The 16,971-nt window shown below is 70.4% G+C and carries 20 protein-coding genes; 15 read left to right on the top strand and 5 right to left on the bottom strand.

The features are described from left to right. Window positions 1-76 precede the first annotated feature (76 nt). Complete coding sequence (locus tag ABZX61_RS32280; protein WP_355199902.1) at window positions 77-1,870, top strand: thiamine pyrophosphate-requiring protein; 1,794 nt, start codon at window positions 77-79, stop codon at window positions 1,868-1,870. 27 nt (window positions 1,871-1,897) lie between these two features. Here ABZX61_RS32280 and ABZX61_RS32275 read toward each other — a convergent pair whose 3' ends face one another. After that, window positions 1,898-2,053, bottom strand: a complete 156-nt coding sequence (locus tag ABZX61_RS32275; RefSeq protein WP_350735736.1) for a hypothetical protein — start codon at window positions 2,051-2,053, stop codon at window positions 1,898-1,900. Window positions 2,054-2,348: 295 nt separating this feature from the next. Between ABZX61_RS32275 and ABZX61_RS32270 the strand changes: the two genes are divergently transcribed. The 12 genes from ABZX61_RS32270 to ABZX61_RS32215 all read left to right on the top strand — a co-directional run bounded on the left by ABZX61_RS32270 (window position 2,349) and on the right by ABZX61_RS32215 (window position 8,893). Next, a complete protein-coding gene (locus tag ABZX61_RS32270) occupies window positions 2,349-2,903 on the top strand; it encodes an SRPBCC family protein (RefSeq protein ID WP_355199901.1) in 555 nt (184 codons plus the stop codon). Between the two features lie 109 nt (window positions 2,904-3,012). Beyond that, entirely contained in the window at window positions 3,013-3,333 is a 321-nt protein-coding gene (locus ABZX61_RS32265) for a plasmid stabilization protein (RefSeq protein ID WP_355199900.1), read from the top strand. A 264-nt stretch (window positions 3,334-3,597) separates the two neighbouring features. Beyond that, complete coding sequence (locus ABZX61_RS32260; RefSeq protein WP_355199899.1) at window positions 3,598-4,086, top strand: hypothetical protein; 489 nt, start codon at window positions 3,598-3,600, stop codon at window positions 4,084-4,086. Between the two features lie 5 nt (window positions 4,087-4,091). Continuing rightward, entirely contained in the window at window positions 4,092-5,264 is a 1,173-nt protein-coding gene (locus tag ABZX61_RS32255) for an SRPBCC family protein (protein WP_355199898.1), read from the top strand. Between the two features lie 66 nt (window positions 5,265-5,330). Then, a complete protein-coding gene (gene gvpJ / locus ABZX61_RS32250) occupies window positions 5,331-5,711 on the top strand; it encodes a gas vesicle protein GvpJ (RefSeq protein ID WP_355199944.1) in 381 nt (126 codons plus the stop codon). 2 nt (window positions 5,712-5,713) lie between these two features. Then, on the top strand, window positions 5,714-6,523 hold the full coding sequence (locus ABZX61_RS32245; RefSeq protein WP_355199897.1) for a GvpL/GvpF family gas vesicle protein: 810 nt from the start codon (window positions 5,714-5,716) through the stop codon (window positions 6,521-6,523). Beyond that, window positions 6,523-6,786: a gas vesicle protein GvpG gene (locus ABZX61_RS32240; protein WP_355199896.1), complete on the top strand. Its 264-nt coding sequence runs from the start codon at window positions 6,523-6,525 to the stop codon at window positions 6,784-6,786. The genes ABZX61_RS32245 and ABZX61_RS32240 overlap by 1 nt, the downstream gene beginning before the upstream one ends. A 4-nt stretch (window positions 6,787-6,790) precedes the next feature. After that, window positions 6,791-7,162 carry a gas vesicle protein GvpO gene (gene gvpO, locus ABZX61_RS32235; protein WP_355199895.1) on the top strand — a complete coding sequence of 124 codons (372 nt, stop codon included), beginning with the start codon at window positions 6,791-6,793 and terminating at the stop codon, window positions 7,160-7,162. Then, on the top strand, window positions 7,159-7,578 hold the full coding sequence (gene gvpJ, locus ABZX61_RS32230) for a gas vesicle protein GvpJ (protein WP_355199894.1): 420 nt from the start codon (window positions 7,159-7,161) through the stop codon (window positions 7,576-7,578). Before gvpO ends, gvpJ (ABZX61_RS32230) begins: the two co-directional genes overlap by 4 nt. Next, window positions 7,571-8,347, top strand: coding sequence for a GvpL/GvpF family gas vesicle protein (locus ABZX61_RS32225; RefSeq protein WP_355199893.1), 777 nt, complete (start codon window positions 7,571-7,573; stop codon window positions 8,345-8,347). Before gvpJ (ABZX61_RS32230) ends, ABZX61_RS32225 begins: the two co-directional genes overlap by 8 nt. Next, complete coding sequence (locus ABZX61_RS32220) at window positions 8,344-8,583, top strand: gas vesicle protein (protein ID WP_350735713.1); 240 nt, start codon at window positions 8,344-8,346, stop codon at window positions 8,581-8,583. The genes ABZX61_RS32225 and ABZX61_RS32220 overlap by 4 nt, the downstream gene beginning before the upstream one ends. Beyond that, complete coding sequence (locus tag ABZX61_RS32215; RefSeq protein ID WP_350735710.1) at window positions 8,564-8,893, top strand: gas vesicle protein K; 330 nt, start codon at window positions 8,564-8,566, stop codon at window positions 8,891-8,893. The genes ABZX61_RS32220 and ABZX61_RS32215 overlap by 20 nt, the downstream gene beginning before the upstream one ends. A 72-nt stretch (window positions 8,894-8,965) precedes the next feature. On the opposite strand, the gene ABZX61_RS32210 is transcribed toward ABZX61_RS32215, so the two are convergent. From ABZX61_RS32210 to ABZX61_RS32200, 3 genes are all read right to left on the bottom strand, one after another. Beyond that, the gene (locus tag ABZX61_RS32210) at window positions 8,966-9,529 is read right to left on the bottom strand and encodes a hemerythrin domain-containing protein (RefSeq protein ID WP_350735707.1); all 564 of its coding nucleotides are present in this window, start codon (window positions 9,527-9,529) and stop codon (window positions 8,966-8,968) included. Window positions 9,530-9,593: 64 nt separating this feature from the next. Continuing rightward, the gene (locus ABZX61_RS32205; RefSeq protein WP_355199892.1) at window positions 9,594-10,436 is read right to left on the bottom strand and encodes a family 16 glycosylhydrolase; all 843 of its coding nucleotides are present in this window, start codon (window positions 10,434-10,436) and stop codon (window positions 9,594-9,596) included. A 213-nt stretch (window positions 10,437-10,649) separates the two neighbouring features. Beyond that, complete coding sequence (locus ABZX61_RS32200) at window positions 10,650-11,045, bottom strand: hypothetical protein (RefSeq protein ID WP_350735705.1); 396 nt, start codon at window positions 11,043-11,045, stop codon at window positions 10,650-10,652. A 166-nt stretch (window positions 11,046-11,211) separates the two neighbouring features. Here ABZX61_RS32200 and ABZX61_RS32195 point away from each other — a divergent pair, with 166 nt between their 5' ends. Then, the gene (locus tag ABZX61_RS32195) at window positions 11,212-13,329 is read left to right on the top strand and encodes a tetratricopeptide repeat protein (protein ID WP_355199891.1); all 2,118 of its coding nucleotides are present in this window, start codon (window positions 11,212-11,214) and stop codon (window positions 13,327-13,329) included. Window positions 13,330-13,331: 2 nt separating this feature from the next. On the opposite strand, the gene ABZX61_RS32190 is transcribed toward ABZX61_RS32195, so the two are convergent. Beyond that, the gene (locus ABZX61_RS32190; protein ID WP_355199890.1) at window positions 13,332-14,996 is read right to left on the bottom strand and encodes a hypothetical protein; all 1,665 of its coding nucleotides are present in this window, start codon (window positions 14,994-14,996) and stop codon (window positions 13,332-13,334) included. A gap of 171 nt (window positions 14,997-15,167) precedes the next feature. Here ABZX61_RS32190 and ABZX61_RS32185 point away from each other — a divergent pair, with 171 nt between their 5' ends. Then, the gene (locus tag ABZX61_RS32185; protein ID WP_355199889.1) at window positions 15,168-16,952 is read left to right on the top strand and encodes a cellulase family glycosylhydrolase; all 1,785 of its coding nucleotides are present in this window, start codon (window positions 15,168-15,170) and stop codon (window positions 16,950-16,952) included. The last annotated feature ends 19 nt before the right edge of the window (window positions 16,953-16,971 follow it).

Below are 16,971 nucleotides of genomic sequence, written 5' to 3'. Positions count from 1 at the left end.
TACCCAGCACCCCGGTTTCAATCTTGTGGCCCGGGCAGGGCCTGGGGAAAGCCGCTATCGCAGGGAGGGCCTGGTCATGGCTCCTACCGTCGCCGATTATCTGCTCCTGCGCCTGCGTCAGTGGGGTGTGGAGCACCTGTTCGGCTATCCGGGCGACGGCATCAACGGGATCATCGCGGCGCTGGGACGCGCCGAGGACCGCCCGCGGTTCGTCCAGTCCCGGCACGAGGAGATGTCCGCGTTCCAGGCCGTCGGGTACGCCAAGTTCACCGGCAAACCCGGGGTGTGCCTGGCGACCAGCGGGCCCGGCGCGATCCACCTGCTGAACGGCCTGTACGACGCCAAACTCGACCACGTCCCGGTCGTGGCGATCGTCGGCCAGACGGCCCGCAGCGCGATGGGTGGCAACTACCAGCAGGAGGTGGACCTGCTGAGCCTGTTCAAGGACGTCGCGAGCGCGTACGTGCAGATGGCGACCGTGCCGGCGCAGCTGCCCAACCTCATCGACCGCGCCCTGCGCATCGCCGTCGCCGAGCGCGCTCCGACTGCCGTGATCATCCCCTCCGACCTGCAGGAGGAGCCCTACGAGCCGCCCGGCCACGCGTTCAAGAACGTGCCGTCGTCGGCGCCCGGCTACACGCCGCCGGTGACCCGCGCGCCGGAGGAGGAGATCGGCCGGGCGGCCGAGGTCCTCAACGCCGGGTCGAAGGTGGCGATCCTGGTCGGCCAGGGGGCCCGCGCGGCCGCCCCGGAGGTCGTCGAGGTCGCCGAGCTGACCGGGGCCGGGGTGGCCAAGGCGCTGCTCGGCAAGGACGTGCTGCCGGACGATCTGCCGTACGTCACCGGGTCCATCGGCCTGCTCGGCACCCGGCCCTCTTATGAGCTCATGCGCGACTGCGACACGCTGCTGATCGTCGGGTCCAACTTCCCGTACACGCAGTTCCTGCCGTCCTTCGGCGAGGCGCGGGGCGTGCAGATCGACCTCGACGGCCGCATGATCGGCATGCGCTACCCGACCGAGGTCAACCTCGTCGGCGACGCCGCCGAGACGCTGCGGGCGCTGATCCCGCGCCTGAACCGTAAACAGGACCGGTCCTGGCGCGACACCGTGGAGGGGAACGTCGCGCGCTGGTGGAGCACGGTCGAACGCCAGGCCAGGGTGGAGGCCGACCCGATCAATCCGATGCTGCTGTTCTGGGAGCTGAACTCGCGGCTGCCGCAGAACGCCATCGTGACCGCCGACTCCGGTTCGGCCGCGAACTGGTACGCGCGCGACCTGAAGATCCGCGCAGGCGTGCGCGGCTCGCTGTCGGGGACGCTGGCGACGATGGGGCCGGGTGTGCCGTACGCGATCGGCGCGAAGTTCGGCCACCCCGACCGGCCCGTCATCGCCTTCGTCGGCGACGGCGCCATGCAGATGAACGGGCTGGCCGAGCTCATCACGATCAAGCGGTACTGCGCGCAGTGGGCCGATCCGCGCCTGATCGTGGCGGTCCTGCACAACAACGATCTGAACCAGGTCACCTGGGAACTGCGGGCCATGGGCGGCGCGCCCAAGTTCGAGGAGTCCCAGACCCTGCCGGATGTGTCCTATGCCGGCTTCGCCCGCTCGCTGGACCTGGAGGGCATCGAGGTCGAGAAGCCCGAGGCGATCGGCCCGGCCTGGGACCGCGCCCTGGCCGCCGACCGGCCCGTCGTCCTCGATGTCCACTGCGACCCCGACATCCCGCCGATCCCGCCGCACACCGACTTCGAGCAGTTCAAGGACGTCGCCGAGGCCATCATCAAGGGCGACCCCGACGCGATCGGCGTGGTCAAGAAGGGGCTCAAGACCAAGGCGCAGGAACTGTTCACCCGTGGCAAGGGCTGAGCCGCCCGGCCGGCGCGCGTTCCGCGGTCAGAACCAATATCGCCGGCCGCCGACCGGACGCCCGATGGAGCCCAGGACGAGCAGGATCACGCCGATGACGAGCAGGATGGCGCCGATCGTGTAGAGCAGCGAGATGCCGAGCAGCCATCCTAGGAGCAGCAGGATGATGCCGATGATGATCATGTTCTCACCGATCCCGATACGTTGATTTTGTCGAAAACTCGGCTACCCGAGGTGTACGCGGTAAACGTTCACGGTGCCGTGGCGGGGTCCCGGACGAACTCCGGCAGCGCCTCCACCAGGACAGGACACCGGCCTCCGGCGGGACGGCCTCGGCGAGGGCTTCAGGGTGCGGTTGATGACCACGGCTTGCACGGTTCGGGACCTCTCCGTTGGACGTCATAGGCCCGCATGGCCGAACGGTGACCGTCGAACGGCCGACGTTAGCCGCGATCCAGGGCGGGCAGGGGGCGAGGCCATGAGCACGATCGAGTACTCCCTAGACGTCAAGGTCCCGATCCGCGTCGCCTACAACCAGTGGACGCAGTTCGAGACGTTCCCCGAATTCATGGAAGGGGTGGAGTCGGTCAAGCAGCACACCGACACCCGCGCCACCTGGCTGGCCGAGATCGCCGGGGTGAAGCGCGAGTTCGAGACCGAGATCACCGAGCAGCACCCCGACGAGCGCGTCGCCTGGCACACGCTCGACAAGCCCCACCACGCCGGCGTCGTCACCTTCCACCGCCTCGACGACACCACCACCCGCGTCACTCTCCAGATGGAGTACGACCCCGAGGGCTTCGTCGAGACCGCCGGCGACTGGCTCCAGATCGTCCGCATGCGCGTACAGGGCGACCTGCGCCGCTTCAAGGACTACATCGAGACCCGCGGCAGCGAGACCGGCGCCTGGCGCGGCAGCGTGCCGCCCCAGCACGCCGGGGACACGGTCCCCCGGCCCGATGCGCCGCTGCCGGGGGCCGGCACGCCGTCGCCGCGCCCCGGCTATCCGCCGCCCACGCGGCCCGGCCTGTAGTCCACGCGGCCGCGCCTCCCGCCCGGGAGGCGCGGCCGGTTCGTTTCGTGGCTTTGAGCTGGGTAGATGGCGAACACGCCAACCGCGAACATCGGGCAAAGGGGGAAACATGCCTCGCGGATCAAGCCGGAAACGGGAACGACAGTACGAGCACATCAAGAACAGCGCCAAGAAGCGGGGCGAAAGCACCAAGCGGGCCAAGGAGATCGCCGCCCGGACCGTGAACAAGGAACGCGCCAGGGCCGGTGAGTCGCGGACCGCCAGCCGTACCTCGACTCAGGACATCTCCTCGAGCCGGCGCGGAGGGCTGCGCTCGCACTCCGGAGCGGGCGGCCGTACGCGGGATCAGCTCTACGAGGAGGCCAGGCGCCGCAACATCAAGGGCCGCTCCAAGATGAGCAAGGCACAACTGGAGAGGGCTCTCGGTTGACCGGACGCCCTGCCGGGAACTGCGGGCCCCCGCGGTGTTCCGGCAGGGCGTCAACCGCGTCACTCCAGGCGCCGAAGCCCCCTCCACCCTGATCGTGATCGCACGAACCCCCATGCGTGATGCGTCTGCGTATTTCTATTTTCACGTAGAGTAATCGTCGCCAGCCGAACGAAGCTCTGTCCATTTTTGGGGTTTATGTGTTTCTGTGTCCGCTTCACGGGCAGGGAGGGACCGATCAGGTCAGCCGAGTGAGGAGGGCTGGTCATGAAGGACAGGTGCCGAGTGGCGCTGGCTCTCGCCGCAGGTTATTACTTGGGCCGGCGTCGCAAGCTGCGCTGGGCGACCGCCCTGGCGGCGGCCGGGGTGGCCGGTGCGATGCGAAAGAGCGATGGTGGCGGGGGCCTCCTGGGGCAAGGGCTGAAGATTCTCGGCTCGTCCCCGGAGATCGAGCAACTCACCGGCAGGCTGCGCGGAGAACTGCTTGAGGTCGGCAAGGCGGCCGCCGTCGCCGCGACGAGCAGGCAGATCGACTCCCTGACCGAGAAGCTGCACGGGCGAGCCGAGTCGATGCGGCAGGCGGGGCGCCCGCGTGCCGCGGAGGAGGAGCCGGAAGACGAGGAAGAGTACGGCGAGGAAGAGTACGGCGAGGAAGCGTACGACGAGGAGCCTCCGGAGGAGGAGAAGCCCCGCGTGCGGCGGCCGAGAGCCGGGCGGGTGCCGTCCGTCCCGCCTGTGCGCAGAGGGCGGAGGTGAGATCGATGGCGCAGGAGAGCAAGGCCGGGCCGGTCCAGAAGGTGGCCCAGGAAGTGCTGCCGAAGGATCTCCTCATGGAGGGCGCGCAGAAGCTGGTCCAGGCTCTGGTGGAGCGGGCGCTGTCGTCTCTCACCGATCGGCTCGAAGGCATGACGGGCAGGCTCAACGATGTCGCGGAGGGCGGCGGAACCGGACTGTTGAGCGCCATCACGGGATCGGCGGGCCTGAGTCCCGGGAAAATCCTCGGGAAATCGATGCTGGCCGGGGCGGGAGAAGCCGTCAAGGAGACGGTTAAAGGGCTGGGGAAGAAGGGGAAAAAGGCCGGGAAGGCGCGGATCACCAACATCGTCGAATCGATTGATGTGGGTGCTCCGATCCGGATCGTCTATAACATGTGGACCCAGTTCGAGACTTTCCCGGGCTACATGAAAAAGGTGGAGAACGTCGACCAGGAGTCCGATCAGAAGGTCAACTGGAAAGCGCAGATCTTCTGGTCCCATCGGAACTGGGAGTCGCACATCGTCGAGCAGGTGCCCGACCAGCGGATCATCTGGCGGTCGAAGGGGGCCAAGGGCTTCGTCGACGGCGCGGTGACCTTCCACGCCATCACTCCCGACCTCACCCGCGTCCTGCTCGTCCTCGAGTATCACCCGCAGGGCCTGTTCGAGCGCGTCGGCAACATCTGGCGGGCGCAGGGCAGGCGGGCGCGTCTGGAGTTCAAGCACTTCCGGCGGCACGTGATGACGCAGACGATGCTGCATCCGGAAGAGGTGGAGGAAGACGGCTGGCGTGGTGTGATCCACGACGGCAAGGTGGTCAAGTCGCACCAGGACGCCGTCGAGGAGGAGCAGGGCGAAGAAGAGGAGCGGCCGGAAGAGGAATTCGAGAAGGCCGAGAAGCCCGAAGAAGAAGAGCGGGAACCCGAAGAAGAAGAGCGGGAAGAGGAGCCGGAAGGCGAATACGAGGAGGAAGAGGGGCCCGAAGAAGAATACGAGGAGGAGCCTGCGGCCGAGTACGAAGAGGAGCCGGAAGAAGAGGAAGAGAAAGAGAGAACCCGTCGCCGCGCCGAGACCGGCAGGAGCCAGGGCGCCCGGCGTCCGGTGCGACGGCGTCCCGCGGAAGAGGAGGAAGAGCCCCGGCGGCCGGTTCGCCGCAGGGTGGCCACCCGACGCGGGTGACGCCGCCGTCAGGCGGGGTGACGATCGAGGAGCGAGGAAATGACTGTACAACCCGCGGCGGGCGGAATGGCGGAACGTCCGACCCCGACGGGTCTGGCGGACGTGATCGACACGATCCTCGACAAGGGACTGGTGATCGACGCCTACGTCCGGGTCTCACTGATCGGCATCGAGATTCTGACCGTCGACGCGCGCATCGTGATCGCCAGCGTCGACACGTACCTGCGCTTCGCCGAGGCCGTGAACCGGCTGGATCTCGCCGAACAGAGCCAGGGGCTGCCGGAGGTCATGCAGGAGATGAAGGGCGGCCAGATCGGCGACAGGACCAAGGACATCACGCAAGGGGTGCTGGAGGCCGCAGGGGACAAGCTGCACGAGCTGGTCGGCGACCTCACCGAGGACTCCGAACGCCGGCCCGCCCGGCGTAGCCGGAGGGAGGAAGGCTGACCATGGCCGAGTCTGTCGACACCGTTCCCTCCTCGGCCGAGGAGGAGCGCACACCCCTGGATCGGGACCTCAGCACTTACGTCTACGGGATCGTGCCTGAGGACGTCCAGGTCTCCGACGACGCGCGCGGCGTGGGCGCCGCCCCCGTGCGCCTCGTACGGCACGGCAAGGTCGGCGCCCTGGTGAGCGAGGTGGCGGTCGCCGGCCCGCTGGGCACGCCCGACGACCTCGTGGCGCACCAGCAGCTGCTGGACGCGACCGCGGCCGAGGTCCCCGTGCTTCCCCTCCGGTTCGGCGCGGTGCTGACGAACCAGGAAGCGGTGGTGGACGAGCTGCTGGCCCCGCATCACGACGAGTTCCTCGCCGCCCTCGACGAGCTGGAGGGACGGGCCGAGTTCGTCGTCAAGGGACGCTACGACGAGCGAGCGGTGCTCATGGAGGTGCTGAACGAGAACGTCGAGGCGGCCCAGCTGCGCGACGAGATCCGGGGCAAGCCCGAGGCCGCGACCAGGGAGGCGCGCATCCGGCTGGGTGAGGTCGTCAACCAGGCGGTCAGCGCCAAACGGGAGGCCGACACCGAGTCCATCCTCGACCGGCTCGCCCCGCTCAGCGTCTTCACCGTCGTACGCGAGCCGTCCCACGAGCGGGACGCCGTCCACCTGGCGCTCCTGGTCGAGAGCGACCGCCGGGGCACGCTGGAGGGGGCCGTGGAGGAGTACTCCCGGCTGTGGGCGGGACGGATCGAGCTGCAACTGCACGGCCCGCTGGCCCCGTACGACTTCGTGGTGAGCGCCGGGGAGGGCGGCGGCTGATGGGCCTGCTCAGCCTCGTCTTCGGCTGGCCGCTGGCGCCGCTGCACGGCGTGATCCGGCTCGGTGAGCTGATCCAGGAAGAGGTCGAGCGCGAGCTGCGCGATCCGACGGTGGTCAGGCACCGGCTGGAGGAGATCGAGGAGTCCCGGGCCGCCGGCCTGATCTCCGAGGAGGAGGAGGCCCTGGAGACGCGGGAGGTCCTGCAGGGGATGATGGGCGGCCCCGGTCCGGTCGAGCCGGTGCGGCGGGACGAGGGGAGGTGATCCTGTGCCTGAGAGGCGAAGGTCTCGCGAGGAGGGGGTTCCGCCGACGGCGCGTTCGAGAGACCCCGCCCGCGACACCGCCGAACGGCCGAAGCGCCGCCCTCGTGGCCTGTCCGCCGTGACCGCGGGCGGGTTCGGGTTGCAGCACATCGCGGACCTGACCGGCAGGGAGACGGAGGGCGTGACCCGGGTGAAACCCGAGGACGACGGGTGGCTGGTCAACGTCGAGGTCGTCGAGGACCGCCGCGTCCCTTCCTCCGGCGACATCCTCGCACTCTACGAGGCCGAGCTGGACACGGAGGGCGATCTGCTCTCCTACCGGAGGCTGCGGCGTTACCGGCGTGGCAGCGGCGACTACGTGGAGGAGTCGCGATGACCGAGCAGTACCGGCCGGGGGTCGTGGGACGCCAGTCCTACCCGTCCTCGGTGTCCTCGGGTCGCGAACCGGCCAACCTGGGCGACATCCTCGAACGGGTCCTCGACCGGGGCGTGGTGATCGCCGGGGACATCCGCGTGAACCTGCTGGACATCGAGCTGCTCACGATCAAGCTGCGGCTGATCATCGCCTCGGTCGACACCGCCAGGGAGATGGGCATCGACTGGTGGGAGCACGATCCCTGGCTCACCGGCAAGGACAACGCCCTCGTCGAGGAGAACCGCCGGCTGCGCGACCGGATCGCGGCCCTGGAGGAGGGCCGGCCGCGGCGCCGCGCCATCGAGCCGATCGAGGGCGAGATCGAGGTCGAGGAGGTCGAGGAACGGCCGGTCAGAAGGGGACAGCGCGGTGGATGACGCCGGTACGTACCTCTACGCCGTGGCGAGCGACGTGGCCGACCCCTGCCCGGAGGGCCTGAAGGGGGTGGCCGGCCGGGACGTGCGGGCCATCGCCGAGTCCGGCCTGGTCGCGTACGTGAGCACCGTCCCGCTGGACCAGTTCGGCGAGGAGCCGCTGCGGCGATCCATGGAGGACCTCGACTGGCTGGGCGCGACCGCCCACGCCCACCACCGCGTGGTGGAGGCGGTGGCGCGGCTGGGGCCGGTCGCGCCGGTACGCCTCGTCACGGTCTACAGCGGCGAGGAGCAGGTCCGCCGCCTGCTGGAGGAACGGCACGACGACTTCGCCGACACGCTCACCCGCGTCGCGGGCCGGCAGGAGTGGGGGGTGAAGGCGTACGTGGTGAAGACCGAGACCGCCCCGGTGGCGCCCGAGACGAGCGACCAGGAGCCGGCCAGTCCCGGCACCGCCTACCTCAAGCGGCGCCAGGCGAGCCTGCGCACCCGCGAGGAGTCGTGGCGGGACGCGGGGGCGCGGGCCGAGCGCATCCATGACGTCCTCAGGTGCGTCGCGGTCGCGAGCCGGCGGCATCGGGCGCAGGACCCGCAGCTTTCCGGCAGGGACGAGTGGATGGTCCTCAACGGCGCCTACCTGGTCGACGAGGAGCGCGCCGAGGAGTTCGCGCGGACCCTGGACGACCTGCGCGGGCAGGGGATCGAGCTGGAGCTCACCGGCCCCTGGGCGCCCTACTCGTTCACGGTTCTGGAGGAGGGAGGCCCGCGATGACCCACGACGCGCCACCGCGCGGCGCCGTCCTGGCCGCGGAGGAGCGCCTGCCTGCGGAGCGGGTGGCGCTGGTCGACCTGCTGGACCGGCTGCTGGCCGGCGGCGTGGTGGTGAGCGGGGATCTCGTCCTGTCCATCGCGGACATCGACCTGGTACGCATCTCCGTCCGCGCGCTGATCATGTCGGTGCGCGAATCCGACACTTTCGGGGGCGTCGATGGCGAGCTCTGGAGATGAGCCGGCCACCCGGGTGCGGGAGGCGCGATCCAGCCGCCTGCGCATCGAAGCCGACCGGGAAGCGGTCGAACGTGACCTGTCGCGCCTCGTCCTCACCCTGGTCGAGCTCGTGCGCCAGCTGGTGGAGCGGCAGTGCGTGCGGCGGATGGAGCAGGGCGACCTGTCGGACGAGCAGGTCGAGGTGCTGGGCGTGACGTTGATGCGACTGGAGGAGGCCATGACGGAGCTGTGCGAGCGCTTCGACCTGTCGCCGTCGGACCTGAACCTCGACCTCGGGCCGCTCGGCACGCTCCTCCCCGAGGACCGCTGACCCGGCTCAGGGGCCGCTCTCCCGCTGGCGAGATACCGTCCCCAGGCCGACGGGCCTGGGGACGGATTCACTTCAGGAGCGGCCTCGGCCGGTGAGGGCGTCGCGGATGCGATCCACCAGCCCCGTCCCCGCCGCCAGCAGCTTGTTGGCCGGCGGGGTGTCGGGCGCCGACGGGTGCGGCCGGGTGGGGGCCGTCTTCTTGGCCCGCTGCACCTTGGCCCCGAGTTCCCTCAGCTCCTCGGGCGCGCAGGCCTCGCGCAACCGCGGGAACAGATCGTTCTCCTCTTCGCGGACGTGGGCGCGGATCTGGCTCATCAGCAGGTCCGTGGTGGGCCAGAACTCGGCGTCGCCCGGCTCCAGCCCTTCGAGCCGCTTCATGGTCTCCTCGGCGTCGGCGTGCTCGGAGATCTCCTGATCGGCCAGCTTGGCGCCGCCTGGGACGTGCTCGCGGACGGCCGGGTACAGGTATTGCTCCTCGGCGACCGAGTGCCGTACCAGTTCGATGACCACCTGCTCGGTCAGCGTCTTGGGCTCCTCGCCGATCGCACCTCTCATGTGGTCGAGCTCGGAGAACATCCGCTCGACCTCGCGGTGGTCGGTGACCAGGACCTCGATCACATCTTGCTGCGTGTTCATGCGAGCCTCCTCTCGCGGCCCACATTCCCGCTGACAGCGGCCGAAACCTGCGGCGGCCCGGCTGTCACCAGGCGCGCGTCCGCCCGAACCACACGTTGCGGGCGCGGAAGAAGGTGTCGCCGTCGGGACCGGGCCGCTGGTCGGCCCAGCCGGCGTCGCCCTCCTCGATGTTGGAGGCGTAGGAGCCCATCTGCAGGTTGATGATGAGCGTCTGCGCGACACCGGCCCAGCCATAGCCGGTGTGGGTGTCCACGTAATTTCCGTCGAAGTAGTAGTCGAGCTTGACGTCGTCGCCGCTCTTGTACATCCAGACCCGATATTTGTGAAACCCGTCGGGGTTGTCGACGGGGACCTCGGAACGCTGGTAGGTCGCTCCGGCGGCTGTCTTGTAGTACGTGTTGAAGAAGTTGACGGCCTTGCCCTGCTCGTTGACGCCGACGTATTCCAGGATGTCGGTCTCCGGCGGCCATTCCGGCCAGGTGCCGGTGGTCCAGAAAGCCGGCCAGATGCCCGGCCCGGTCTGCGTCCGGAACTCGCCCTCGATGTCGTACTCGGGGAACTGGTCGTTGACGATGATCTGCTGCTTGGCGTGGATGGCCCCGGAGCGGTACCACAGGGGGGCGTGCGGGGGCTGCGGGCTGGTCCCGGGCGAGGTGGACAGCCTGGTCGCCTTCAAGGTCAGCACGCCTTGGCTGAGGGAGACCTGGGCGGCCTCCATGCGCGCGGCGCCATTGTGGGTGTCGGGGTCGCTGTCCCAGGGATAAAGGTAATTCCACGCCGCGTTGAAGGCCGTTTGACTGTTGAAGGAGGTTTTCTCGACGAGATTCTCCCAGGTGGCCGCACTACGGCCGGCGCGGGTGGCGGCTGCCTGGGCGTCGGCGGGGATGAGTGAAAGCTCCAGACCCATGCCGCCGGCTGCCGCCGCCGAGGTCAAGAATGTACGCCGATTGATTTCCTGATCGGACATTTCTTCCTTACGCGGGGGATGAGAAGTGCGGGAATGCCGGATCGGCCCTTAATCGGGTTAATGATCATGGTCAGGCGGACTCAGTATGCCCCAAGGGCTGCCACGTCCGCCACCGCCCCGCGGGCCTGAGGCCTCGCCTCTGCCCCTACGTCCTCACCGCCGGTCGGGCGGACCTGGCGTGCCGATGTTGATGGAGCCGGAGATGTCACCGGCCTGGATGACCGTGCCGGTGATGCGCGCGTCGCCGCCGATGGTGTTGCTGACGTCGTGCTTGTACTGAAGGAGCCGGGCCGTCTCGCCGGCCCAGTCAGCCAGCGATCGCTGGAACTCGGCGTCCGCGTGCGCGTGGTCCACCAGCACCCGCGTCGTCTCCTCCGGTGACCTCGTGTCGGCCTGCTCCAAGGCGGCCGTGACGGCGGCATCCGTGCCGAACCGCCGCCGCACGAGGGCCGTCAGCGAGCCCCACGCGCTCTTGCCGGCCTCGCCCGCGGCGCCTCCGACGATGGCGGAGACCACCGCCGTCAGGGTGGCGATGACACTCGGATCCATCGCTCCTCTTTCGCGTGTGAGAGGTGTCCTTCGAGCGTAGATCCACACCGGGGCCGAGCGCGCATTGCACGGGCACTCATGCCGATCGGTTATGGCTTCCCTTTGCGTATCCGAGAGTCCCGGCCGAAGGGGAACACTCCTGAATCGTGACCGGCGAAGAGCGTTCATGGGCGAGGCAGGCGTGGTGAGCGCCGAAGGGGGCGGAATTGTCCGCAATGAGCTCTCCGGGCAGGTGACCGGCACGGTGGTGCAGGCCGCGGACGTCGGTGTCATCAACATCGCCGCGCCCGCCATGCCCGCCGCTCCCGTCCGGGTCCCCCGGCAGGTGCCCGCGGAGCCGCCCGGCTTCGTCAACAGGACGCTCGAGCTGTCGCTGCTCGACCGGCACCTCGCCGACGGTCCCGCCGTGGCGGTCGTCTGCGGCTTGAAGGGAGTCGGTACGAGCGCCGTCGGGCGGCGCTGGGCCCACCAGGCGCGGGAGCGCTTCGGCGACGGCCAGCTCTACGTGGACCTCGGGGCGTTGCGGCACGGCGGGGCGACCGGGGTGAGCGACGTCCTCGCCGCCTTCCTGCGGGCGCTCGGCGTCCACGAGAGCTGGATCCCGGAGGAGTTGCCGGAGCGGGCGGCGATGTTCCGCTCGATGACGGCGGGGTCGCGGCTGCTCGTGCTGGTGGACGGAGCGGAGCACGCCGCGGAGGTGACGCCGCTGTGCCCGGCCTCGCCCGGCAGCGCCGTGGTGGTGACCAGCCACCGCCAGCTGCGCGGGCTGCTCGCCGAGGGCGCGGTGCCCGTCACGGTCGGCCCGCTGGATACCGAGCAGGGGCTGCGGCTGCTGACCGGGATGCTCGGGGAGGAACGAGTCGACGGGCAGCGTACGCACGCCGCCGAGCTGGTGCGGCTGTGCGGCGGGCTGCCGATCGCCCTGCGGATGGCCGGCGCGCAGCTGATGCGGCACCCGGCGTGGTCGGTCGAGCGGCTGATCCGGGACCTGGCCGAGGCCGGACGGCGTCTCGACCGGGCGGCCACGGAGGGCGGGGTGTTCGTGGACGCGTTCTTCGAGGCTGTCTATGAGGGCTTGCCGGAAGGCGCCGCCCGGCTCTACCGGCTGCTCGGCGTGCTGCCGGGCAGCGCGTTCAGCCCGGGGCTGGCCGCCGCCGTGCTGGACGACGAGCCGGATCAGGCGCTGGACCTGCTGCTCGACGCGCATCTGGTGGAGGAGTTCGCGGAGGACCGCTACCGGATGCATGACCTCGTCCGCCTGCACGCGGCCCGTCGTGCGCGCAGCGCGGAGCCGCCCGAGGCGCGGGAGTCGGCGCTGCGGCGGGCGGCGGAGTGGTATCTGACCGGGGCGGCCGCCGCCGACGCCGCGATGGGCAGGCGGTTGCGGCTGGCCGACCACGGTGAGCGCGCGGGGTGGCCGTTCGCCTCGCGCGGTGAAGCCCTCGACTGGCTGGACGCCGAACGCGCCGACCTGCTGGCGGTGGTGCGCGCCGCCGCCGCGCGCGAGTGGGACGAGATTGTCTGGCAACTGGCCGAAGCGCTCTGGCCGCTGCACCACGATCGCGGCTATCACGCCGACTGCGCCGAGGCCAACGCTCTGGGGGTGGAAGCCGCGCTCCGCCTGGAGGCTCCCGCCGTGGAGGCCAGAATGCGCAACCAGTTGGCGCGTGCCCAGCTGATGCTCGGTGAGCTCGACCAGGCTCGGGATCAGCTCGTACGGGCCCGGCAGGCGGCCCGCGCGTCCGGCGACCCGAGGATGGAGGCGGTGGTCCTGGAGTCGCTGGGCCGGACCGCCCTCGTCCAGGCGGAGCCCGACACCGCCGCCGAGAGCTTCGCCGCGGCCTCGGCCATCCACGAGCGGGCGGGCAACGGCCGAGGGGTCGGCATGCAGCAGTACCACCTCGGCCTCGCCCACCTGGACGCCGGCCGGCACGGGGAAGCGGCGGCCGCCCTCGGCCGCGCCCTGCCCCTCATGGTCGCCGCCGGAGACGCGCTCAGCCAGGGGCGGATCCACCTGGAGCTGGCCAGGGCCCAACGCGGGCTCGGACGCCGTGCCGAAGCGATCCGGTCGGCGCGGACCGCCGCGGAGATCACGCGCGAGTGCCGGGTGCCGGTGAAGGAGACCCAGGCGTGGGAGTTTCTGGCGGAGCTGGCCGAGGACGGCGGCGACCGCGAGGAGGCGGCGGACTGTCTGCGGCGGGCCCTGACGGTCTGCCTGGCCTCGGGCAACCTGCCCAGGGCCGAGACGCTGCGTGCCCGCCTGGCCGACGTGGACCGACCCTGATCTCAGGCGTCACAGTTGACGACCACCTGCCGGTCGCCCACCCGGACGGTGATCCCGGAGCGGAGATCCTCCCGGCTCCGGCCCCGCACGAGCCAGCTGTACACCGCGGACGGCAGGCAGCGGGGGTCAGGATCGCCGCCGGGGGCCGGCGTAATGCCGACCCGCAGCCGTTCTCCGTCCCTCAACGTCAGGTCGACCGACCTGCCACCGACGATCTCGGCCGCCATGAAGCAGCCGGGATACCGTCGCAGCGTCTCCTGAGCCCAGCCCGGCCGCGTTTCCCGGCCGACCACGATCGCGGCGTTCTCCAGCAGCCGCGGGTTCACCTCCTCGGCGTCCACGACCAGATGCGGGTCACGCACCTGGCTTCCGGGTGGGCGCTCCAGGACGGCGGGGTACCGGCGGACGGTCACGCAGTCGCCGCCGACCACCGCCTCCACCTCGAAGGAGAGCACCTCGCCGCGCTCGGGCAGCGGCTCGGCGAGTGGCCGGGCGGTCGCGGGCACGGCGGGCTCGGGCAGCTCCATCAGCCGGTACGCCAGGCGCCGCAGCAGGCCCTCCGCCTGACCGGGCATGCCGAGGGTACGTCCGGTCACGTCGTCGTGCGGACCGTGGGCCGCCATGACCTGCTCGATCTGCGGCAGGACGGCGCCGGCCGGGTCCAGCCGGGGCAGGGTCCCGGACAGCAGGGCCGTGGGGGAGCCGGGATCGAGCTCCTCGGCTTCGCGTCCGGAGGAGGCCAGGAGCACCGGGCGGCCCAGGGCGGCACCGTAGAAGGTGACGGAGCCGTGATCGCCCACGATGACGTCCGACGCCACGAGCGCGGCCTGCCAGCCCTGCTGCGGCGGGAGCACCAGCAGGCCGCCGTCGCGGGCGTCGGCCAGCCACAGGCGTACCTGCAGGCCGCCGTGGCCGTACCAGGCGTTGGGGTGTGCCGCCAGCACGACCTGGTATTCGTCGACGGGGAGCTCGGCCACCAGCCGGGCCACGAGGTCGCCGTTCGCGCCGAGCAGGGAATGCGCGCCCCACGTCGAGCTGACCAGCACCAGCTTGCGGTGCGGGCCCACCCCCAGAGCCCGCCGGTAGCGGTCACGCCGGGCGAGGTTGGCCCGGATCCGGTCGAACACCAGGTCGCCGACCACCACGGCCCGCGGGAGCGCCTCGGGACAGTCCCGCTCCAGCCGCGCCAGTTGCTCGTGATGCGACAGGGCGATGGCCGCCGGCACGATCCTGCCCTCGTGGACGAGCTGGCGCCGCGCCAGCCCCGAGACCCCGCTCTCGGGCCCGTCCGCCGGGCTGAGGAGCCGGTTGTACCCGGCACCGTGCGGCACCACCAGCAGCGGGGCCTTCAGCTGGTGCAACGCGCCGTTGGCGCTGGCCGACACAGCGAGGTGGAACGGCGTCTCCACGGCCTGCGACCAGGGCACGGTCCGCGCCTGGACGCTGCGCAGGTAGTCAGCGACGCCGTCGTCGAAGGCCGAGCCGGCCGCGACCGTGAACACCACCTGCACGCGAGGGTCGGACCGGAACAACGGCAGGATCTCCAGCAGCCGGCCGGCCGAGGTCACCGTACGCGCCACCGCGAGGACGGTGCGGCTGGAGCCGACCGTGCGCCACCGGGCGGCCTCGTCCCCGACCGGCACGCGCAGCCAACGCTCGCCGCTCATGAGATCACACTGTATCCCCACTGGTCGGGATGAAAGTTTCAGCAGCGTTCGCCGCCTTATTCAAGGTCGGCGCGGATGCCCAGCCCTCGGCATTGGGCGCGTTCTTGCGAAGCGGACTTGTCGGGAAGAACGTTTGGGAGCGCTCCCATCGATAAGTCACGGAGAACCCCCATGTCCATTCACCGGAACTCGTGGCGCAGAGCCTTGTCGGCCGCGGCCGCCGTGCTGCTCGCCGGATTCGGTCTCGCCGCCGCGCAGACCGCTGCCGAGGCCGCCGCGTCGTGTTCGGCCACCTACTCCAAGGTCTGGGACAACGGCAGCGCCTTCGGCGCCAACATCAACGTCACCAACACCGGTGACCCGTTGACCAAGTGGTCGTTGAGCTTCGACTTCCCCGACAACCAGGTGATCACCCAGATGTGGGAAGGCGTGCCGACCCCGGCCGCGCCGACCCCGGCGGGTGCGGCCGTCACCGTCAACCCGACCACCTACAACGCCGCCAAGGCCACCGGGGCGACGTGGACCGTCGGCTTCAACGGCACCTACACCGGCGCCAACAACCCGCCGCCCAGCGTCTCGTGCGTCGGCAACGGCAACGGAGGCCCGCAGCAGCAGGCTCTGGTGGTCTCCTCGACCAGCGTGAGCGTGCCCGAGGGCGGGTCCGCGAGCTACACGGTCCGCCTGCAGTCCCAGCCGACCGGCAACGTGACGGTCACCAGCACCGCGGGCACCGGCGACGGCGACATCACCGTGAGCGCCGGTGCCTCCCTGACCTTCACCACGGCCAACTGGAGCACCCCGCAGACGGTGACGCTCCGGGCGGCACAGGACACCGACCGGCTCAACGGCACCCGGCCCATCAGCGTCGCCTCCTCCGGCCTGACCAGCGTCACGGTCAACGCCACCGAGGCCGATGACGACGACGGCACCAACCTCCCGGCGCCGATCCTGCGCGTCACCGGGAACAAGCTGGTCGCCAACAACGGCAACACCTACCGGCTGCTCGGCGTCAACCGGGCCAGCGGCGAGTTCGCCTGCGTGCAGGGCAAGGGCATGTGGGACAGCGGCCCGGTGGACAAGGCCTCGATCGACGCCATGAAGGCGTGGAACATCCACGCGGTCCGGATCCCGCTGAACGAGGAGTGCTGGATCGGCACCAACGGCTCGCCCAGCGGCGCCGCGTACCAGCAGAACGTCAAGGACTACGTGAACCTGCTGGTGAACAACGGCGTCACGCCGATCGTGGAGATGCACTGGAACTACGGCCAGTACACCGGTCAGGGCGCCGGCTGCTCCGACACCGCGGCGACCTGCCAGAAGCCGATGCCGGACGCGCAGTACGCGCCCACGTTCTGGACCGGCGTGGCCAACGCGTTCAAGGGCAACAACGCGGTCGTCTTCGACCTGTTCAACGAGCCCTACCCGGACGCCGCCGCGAACTGGAACGCGACCGCCGGCTGGACCTGCTGGCGCGACGGCGGCACCTGCACCGGCATCAGCTACCAGGTGGCCGGCATGCAGTCGCTGGTCAACGCCGTACGCGCCACCGGCGCCACCAACGTGATCATGCTCGGCGGCCTGGCCTGGTCCAACGACCTGAGCCAGTGGCTGACCTACAAGCCGACCGACCCGGCCGGCAACCTCATGGCCGCCTGGCACACGTACAACTTCAACACCTGCTCCAACGTCTCCTGCTGGAACAGCCAGGTCGGCGCCGTGGCCGCGCAGGTGCCCGTGCACGCCGGCGAGATCGGGCAGAACTCCTGCGCCCACGACTACATCGACCAGGTGATGGCCTGGGCCGACGCGCACGGCGTCGGATACACCGCCTGGACCTGGAACCCGTGGGGCTGCAGCCAGGGCAACGTCCTCATCACCGACTACAACGGCACCCCGACCAGCACGTACGGCGAGGGCTTCAAGGCACACCTGCTCACCCAGAACCCCTATTCGTAGAACCCCCGGCCCGGCTCGC

It is taken from the genome of Nonomuraea sp. NPDC003709, assembly GCF_040610775.1.
Lineage (GTDB): Bacteria > Actinomycetota > Actinomycetes > Streptosporangiales > Streptosporangiaceae > Nonomuraea > Nonomuraea angiospora_A.
The sequence above is the reverse complement of the archived record's forward strand: the minus strand, read 5'-3'. Positions and strand labels throughout refer to the sequence as shown.